Source organism: Enterococcus sp. NBRC 3427, from assembly GCF_007996925.1.
Taxonomy (GTDB): Bacteria; Bacillota; Bacilli; order Lactobacillales; family Enterococcaceae; genus Enterococcus_B; species Enterococcus_B lactis.
This window is the reverse complement of the sequence record NZ_BJLL01000088.1, coordinates 1-6,788: the sequence shown is the minus strand read 5'-3', so window position 1 is coordinate 6,788 and position 6,788 is coordinate 1. Positions and strand designations below refer to the sequence as shown.

At 31.5% G+C, this 6,788-nt stretch carries 7 protein-coding genes and 3 pseudogenes; 2 read left to right on the top strand and 8 right to left on the bottom strand.

What is annotated here, in order from left to right:
• Window positions 1-127: 127 nt before the first annotated feature.
• A complete protein-coding gene (locus tag ESP02_RS12645) occupies window positions 128-826 on the top strand; it encodes a hypothetical protein (RefSeq protein ID WP_002372619.1) in 699 nt (232 codons plus the stop codon).
• 168 nt (window positions 827-994) lie between these two features.
• Window positions 995-1,177 carry a hypothetical protein gene (locus tag ESP02_RS13380; RefSeq protein WP_002372617.1) on the top strand — a complete coding sequence of 61 codons (183 nt, stop codon included), beginning with the start codon at window positions 995-997 and terminating at the stop codon, window positions 1,175-1,177.
• On the opposite strand, the pseudogene ESP02_RS13540 reads toward ESP02_RS13380, so the two are convergent.
• The 8 genes and pseudogenes from ESP02_RS13540 to ESP02_RS13535 all read right to left on the bottom strand — a co-directional run bounded on the left by ESP02_RS13540 (window position 1,133) and on the right by ESP02_RS13535 (window position 6,103).
• Window positions 1,133-1,343 (bottom strand): annotated as a pseudogene (locus ESP02_RS13540) (hypothetical protein). The gene ESP02_RS13380 and the pseudogene ESP02_RS13540 sit on opposite strands and share 45 nt — an antisense overlap.
• A pseudogene (locus ESP02_RS13625) lies at window positions 1,337-1,448 on the bottom strand (PbsX family transcriptional regulator); the annotation flags it as partial. The pseudogenes ESP02_RS13540 and ESP02_RS13625, both read right to left, overlap by 7 nt.
• A 340-nt stretch (window positions 1,449-1,788) precedes the next feature.
• Window positions 1,789-2,271: pseudogene (locus tag ESP02_RS12635) on the bottom strand (transposase); the annotation flags it as partial.
• Window positions 2,272-2,996: 725 nt separating this feature from the next.
• Window positions 2,997-3,563 (bottom strand): hypothetical protein, encoded by a 567-nt coding sequence (locus ESP02_RS12625; protein WP_002372611.1) that lies wholly within the window; start codon window positions 3,561-3,563, stop codon window positions 2,997-2,999.
• Window positions 3,564-3,768: 205 nt separating this feature from the next.
• Entirely contained in the window at window positions 3,769-3,921 is a 153-nt protein-coding gene (locus ESP02_RS12620) for a cyclic lactone autoinducer peptide (protein ID WP_073994825.1), read from the bottom strand.
• Window positions 3,893-4,492 (bottom strand): accessory gene regulator ArgB-like protein, encoded by a 600-nt coding sequence (locus ESP02_RS12615; RefSeq protein WP_038398347.1) that lies wholly within the window; start codon window positions 4,490-4,492, stop codon window positions 3,893-3,895. The genes ESP02_RS12620 and ESP02_RS12615 overlap by 29 nt, the downstream gene beginning before the upstream one ends.
• Before the next feature lie 91 nt (window positions 4,493-4,583).
• Complete coding sequence (locus tag ESP02_RS12610; protein WP_002372609.1) at window positions 4,584-5,336, bottom strand: LytTR family DNA-binding domain-containing protein; 753 nt, start codon at window positions 5,334-5,336, stop codon at window positions 4,584-4,586.
• A gap of 14 nt (window positions 5,337-5,350) precedes the next feature.
• Complete coding sequence (locus ESP02_RS13535; RefSeq protein WP_207711976.1) at window positions 5,351-6,103, bottom strand: GHKL domain-containing protein; 753 nt, start codon at window positions 6,101-6,103, stop codon at window positions 5,351-5,353.
• Between the last annotated feature and the right edge of the window lie 685 nt (window positions 6,104-6,788).

Genomic DNA, 6,788 nt, shown 5'->3' with positions numbered 1-6,788 from the left:
TTTACTGTTTTCGATGCTATATTGGTATTGGATTGAATTACTTCATAATAGTGAGATAGCGAGAATCTACATCTTTAAAATCCTCATGTAATGAAACGAGAGGTAGTAAAAATCGGAGGAGGACAAAATGAAATTTTTGAAGGAGGTAACAGATCAATTATACAAGAAGTATATTCTAGATTTAAATTATGTTATTTTATCTGTATCAGATTATCAAGGATTAGATAGCCATCAAGAATCTGCAATCATATTACTGAAATATGTAAATAATGAATGGTATAAAGGCGTTAGAGGGACAAAACCTATACGTAAACCTACGCCGTTTGTAGAGTTCATATTCCAAAAATGGTTACAGCAAAAAATGAAAGGTAAACCATCGGGTATGACTTTTCATGAATATTTACGTGAGCGTAGGAGTTTAAAAAGAACTGTAGATTACTATTGGCGAATGGAGAAGCCGATAAAAACGAGATTAGTATATACCGACTGGATATCTTTTGATCATGTGGCTGGTTACCCAATTTATTTGAATAAAGAGCGAATGATTCCATCTCCCATCGATTTTGAAGAAATGCTTCAGCCAGAAAGTCTTTATGAAAAGTTTTTTTTTGAAACGCCTTATGGACTTTATGTAACAAAAGAAGAATATTTAGAGCTGAATAATTATTTGTTCCCTAATAAAAAGAACTTAGTAGCCTATAGTTGGAATGACAGTTGGTCTAGTTATTTCACACCTGGGAGAGGATGGCGTGGAGCACATATGTGGACGATTTATGACTCGTTAGAAAAGAGGATGGTTGTCATTGGTACTTCAACGACGGATTAGTTTATATTTGTAAGAGTTAGCTAATGTTACTGAATATAAAATGTATCAAAATAAAAAACCCGCAACGCGGGTTTTTTGCAGACTGTAGACAAAGAAAAAAATTTCTTTGTTCTACAGTTTTTTTGTTATAATTAAAGAAAAAATTTGCTTTTGGAGAAGGAATGTATAATGATGTCCAAACAATCAATGGATAGTCGGATGGAAGAAGCCAAAATTTCGCTAGATGCACTTGTTCCTAAAAATCATTTGGTCCGTAAAATTGATAAATCATTGTCATTTGATTTTATTTATCCAGCTGTCTTCTTTTTATTGGCTTATTTTTTGAAATACTGTTATAACTTTCACAAATAACTTCTCAACCAAACTCTCATGCACTCTTTCCAAAAAAATACACGCTCTGACTTTCATAATCAATTGTCGTTAGTTGATCTAACAGTAATTTTCTTGTTTGTTCATGTCCAAATTGAGGAACTGTATTCATTAATAGATTATCACCTTGTCTAGGTTTTCTCACCATTTTTCATTACCTATAGCTTCACCTAAATTTTTGAATTACCACGTGATTTCTTTCGTCAGTGTAATTTTCAAATAACTGTTCAATCGTTAGCTCATTTTCTAAATTTACTATGAGTATTGTGCCCTGATTAATTTGATTTATTAATAAAATTTAGTTAATAGAGTGATAGAAAAAGCTTCTTACAAACCGATTTCTCCCTTAAATCCTCATTATACAATGATTCTTTCTAATCGACTTGAGGAACTATATCCATTGGAATAGAATAAACTACATCAAATATACTGATAAATTTTCTTGATAGAAATATATTAGTGATGTTAGTATCATATCTTAAACATCTTTTCGTAAAGACAGAAATAAATTAAACTTATCTACGAGAAGATGTTGTAAACGGCCAAGTTAAAATGTAGAAAAGGGGGTGCGGACGTTTTCTTGCACCTTTATTCTATAAAATACCTAACTGTTTACGATAATCTATCGAGCTAAGTCCAACCAGCGAGCATTTGATTTGTTTCTGATTGTACCAAAGAATATACTCGTCTAACTCAGCGATGAATTGATCAATAGAGACCAATTTCCAATCATGACCATAAAAAAATTCATTTTTAAGACGACCCAAAAATCCTTCACAGGCTGAATTGTCTGGAGAATATTCTTTCTTTGACATTGAACGAATTAAATTGCCTTGTTTCATTCGTTCAATCCATCCTGGCCAGCGATAATGTGCCCCACGATCAGAATGAACAATAGGAGAGTTCCCTGGACTCAAAGTAGCCACGGCGTTGTCTAACATAGAATTGACCATTTCAGCATTCGGTTTTGTACTTATAGTCCAACTGATAACCGCACCGTCAAAACAGTCGATTATAGGTGACAGATACACTTTTCCTGAAGGAATGTATTGTTTATTTTTCTCTGTAGATAATTTATTTCTAGCTAAGTAATATAATGAATAAAAAATAGAGATCAAAAACTTAAAAGTTTTTGACCCAATAAATTTTTCAAGCGACTCTATCTTGCACAGTCTAGTTGACCTTTAATACAGTCTATATTTGTAGAGAATCAAAAAGCCCAACAAGGCATGCTCCGTTGACCTTTAAAAAAGTAACTTTCTGACCTAATTAATTGTGCTACTAAAAGAGCTATGAAATGAGAAATAAAAAAGGGGGCAAAAACTTTTAAGTTTCTGACCCTTTTGATTTATTTCTTTTACTTACTTCTTAAAACTATCTAAAATCATTTTTTTTACTTAGATGTCGCTCATTTAATGTGAACCCAATAACAGCAACTAATAGCGCTATAACTGAAAGTATAACATCGTAAGAAGTTATATCATGAAATCTAAGTATAGGTGAAACTAATGTAACAAGACTGCACAAAAATATTCGTTCGCTCCTATGAGATTGCGGATCATACGTCATACTTTTCCATGTTACATTTACGATATTTTTGCGTAGCAAATATGTCCACAAAACAATCACTAATAGGATAGTTATGACAATTAGAATCCACGCAATCAAACCATAATACTTAATTTGCTGTATTAGAGAAGATGCTATTACCAAAAGTACATATAGTCCAATCAACCCTATATATCTCTTTTTCTTATTATTAGCCATCGCTAAACACCCTCTCTTTAAATGCACCGATTAATTAGGAAGCTTTCCAAGTTACATGATCTAAATACATATAAATTGCACCACCTGAAGGATGCGCCTGAACAGCTGTAATGGATTCTTTACAACGACTTCTAAAGCCATTGAAGCCAAGTCCTACAAAACCGCCAACAATACTACCAGGTATTCCACCTAGAGCGCTTGAAAAGATTGCTATTGCATCTCCAATTGCTCCCATTCCATAAGTTTTATTAAACATTGCAATTAAATTTTTACCATCTGCTGTTGATGTATATCTTATTTTAACACCAATATAGATAATTGACGAAGTATATCGAAGATTAGGACTGTTTGGATCAAGAATATGTTCATTTCCATTCTCGTCAATTCCTATAATTTCAAAATTTTGAAAATCATTTTGATCTAAAATAGAAGATGCTCCCAATGTTTGGTTCAATGTTACCGGTAATGTAATTGCATTTGTAGTCGTAGCAGTGGATGTTGGAACCTCTGCCGCTGAAGCAGTTACAGTTGGAACAACTGTCGATCCAATAATAGAAACACCCAGTGTAGCAACAACAATTTTCGACACAGTTTTTAACATAAGTACACCTCTTCATTATATAATTTTTAACTAAATCTCAGGACTAGAAATTTCTTTTTCATTCCTCTTTTCACCTCAGTATTATCCTAAAAAATAGTATTTGATAAAGAATAAATATTTAATAAAATAGAACACAAGCTCAGAAAACAACCTAGTTTTTTAACAGATTATCTTTGCTTCTGATAAATTGTCGTTTAACCTATGTCTATTTAACTATCTCTTTTAACTCGTCAGGCATATCAGGTTCATAAGTCGCTAAAAAACAGCAATTTTGAATTGAATGACTGAAAATACTTAGTGCTAGAGTTGCTAAACATCCTAAAAGAACTCTATTCAACTTTAAAACATTTACCAACACGATACCTCCTCTTTAATTCATTAAGTAATACCAATAAGTTACTGATAAAAACTCCCCAAACCATGAATACCGTTAGATCTGTAAAAGGTGATAAAACACAAAGAATTAGAATATTGATAGTCGTTAAGAGAGATTTTATGCGACTGTGATTTCCTACATCCTTACCAACGTATTTAGTATATGAAGGAGCAAACCGCCATGTCACAGCGATGAAAGTAATCGACACAATAACCAACCCCCATAAAGAGAACCTAAAATTCATCCAGTTTAAAAGAACAGCTGAGATAGGGAAACTAAAAATCCCAAAGAGAGTACATATCAAGCTGTTTTCAAAATGAAATCCATAGTTATTATGTCTCAAAATGCAAAAAGTAACATGAGATAAAAGCGTTTCCAAAAACACCCCCAAAATAATAGCACTTAGATATATGGCGAGCGCTTTAGATAAATTAACAATTAGAATTGTCAATCCATAATTAATTTTGAGAGAATCTTCTCTAGAGAATTCAAAATAGTTTACCATTTTTTTTAAAAGCAAATCAGATAATCTCTCTTCGATACTATTTCCCATTGGATTGCTCCTCTCTTACAAAAACAATGATAATACAGAAATTGAATCGACAACGAAACTTTCAAAAGAAACGGTTTTCATTTCATAAGTGTTAAGATAATGTTTTTTGCTTCTCTTTTAATTTAAATAGTAACCCTTTTAGATAACGTACTGATACATTACATTTTTGTCCATCAATCAGTTGAATTAATTTTTTTTTAGTATTGACTATTTCAATATTGTTAATATTAACCACAGTAGACTGGTGACAACGATAAAATGCACTGTTGTAAGCAGAAATGTCCTTGATATTTGCATAAAATTCTAATTGCCGATTAAGCAAATGAACACTCAATTTATGAGCTACAGGTGTTGTTTCAAAAAATAAAATGTCATCTATTACAAGCTTGATGTCTGTGTAATTACTGCGTATCAAGATAAACTCTCGTTTATCAGGAGAAAACTTACTAATCCGATCAACGGTAGTATTTATTACTTCGATTATCTTTGGTTTAAGTTCCTCTTCACTCTTTTTCTGAATGAAGTCTAAAGCTTCAACTTTATGCAAAAAAGAAAGAAACGCCATCTCAGTATGGCTAGTGATGAAAACAATTTTTGCATGCGGATAACTTTCTCTTAACTGAGATGCTAAGATTATCCCATTCATTTCATGATTTAGTTCAATATCTAGTAAAAATAAATAATCATGTTGTTCCTGCGTTCTCCACTTTAGAATATCGTTTGGAAGATCAGTAGAAAGTTCTAATCGAGCATCTAAATCTACCATCATCAAATAATTCTTTACAATACGTTCAATTGATTGCCGTTGATCCTTATTATCCTCGCAAATAAATATCTTTAGCATTTGTATTCTCCTTCTTAATTAACAGTTAAAATTTGACAAAACTTATTGTCCTGAATAGATGTTTCTAGGGATAAATGGGCTTCATGTGCAACAATAGAATCAAGGTTAGATAAACCCAAACCTCTATTCGATCCTTTTGTTGAATACCCTGAAACCTTCAACTGGTGAAGAGGTGGTAAATTTTCAGATACCGAGTTTGAGATAATAAAACTTACACTTCCCATATCTTTTAAAATGGCACATTCAATAAACCCTTCAGATTTCGCCATTCGGGTTGCTTCTACAGCATTATCTAAAATAATGCCAAGAGAGCGAACTAAAACTAATTCATCAACAGCAACAGAATCGACTTCATTAAAAACAAAAATTGATACCTTAGTTCTTTTTGTATCCACTGAATTGAGTTTAGATAAAAAAATGCTCTTTAAAGAAACGACCTTTAGATTTCCTAACTCCGATAGTTCTAATGAATTATCAAAAATTGTTTTTGATGTTTCCAAAATATTCTGTTTAAAGTATTTCGTAAGTTCTTCAAGATTACCTCGCTCGATATAATTTTCCATTGAAATTAACATATTCTTATAATCGTGTTTAAATGCTCGAAGGTCACTATACTTTTTTTCAATGTCAGTCGCATATTGTTTAAGATAGTGTAAATAATTCTCAATTTCCTTATTTTTATAATGCTTTCTTGCACTGAAAACAAAAATTGAAGCAGAAAAAAGAGATAAAAGAGAATACACGATGACGAAGTAACTATTGATCATTTCCATTTCTCGTTGATTTGTAACATGGCGCTCCATCGTAATTACGATAAAGTGTATGAGAAACGTTCCTGTTGTAATTAATAGAAATCATCGGCATGTACAAATCATTCTCAAACAAAGAAGTCGTATTTACAAGCTTTCTAAAAGCAAAAGAAAGTAATAAAGCTACAATAACCGTATAAAAAAATCGGGTATATTCTCCTACATTTACATTGAACATAGGATTGATAAATAAAGTTAGATAGTCAGAAAATATAACAATGAGAATTGCAGAACTACTTGAAATCAAAGATTTATGTACCGTTGATTTGGCAACAAAAAAGTTCATTGCAATTAAATAGATCCACAAAAGACCAGTTGCAAATAATTCGAACTGTAAGTACACAAGTGAAAAAATTACAGCACTAATCACACTTAAAACAATAAATTTTCTATTTTTTTCTCGAAGTATTCTAAAACTTAAACTACACATCAAAAAATATTGGACAGATAATAAGATAATAGTTATCAACACGATCCACCTTCCCTAACATAAAATATGCACCCATTTATTACTACCACTTTAAACAGTCAAAAAATAATAATGTTATTTAACTCTATTGCATTTCTTTTCTTCACTTTTTCTATAAATATTCGTTTTCATTACAAATAATACAGTATATTTAATTATATTGCGACATAAAAG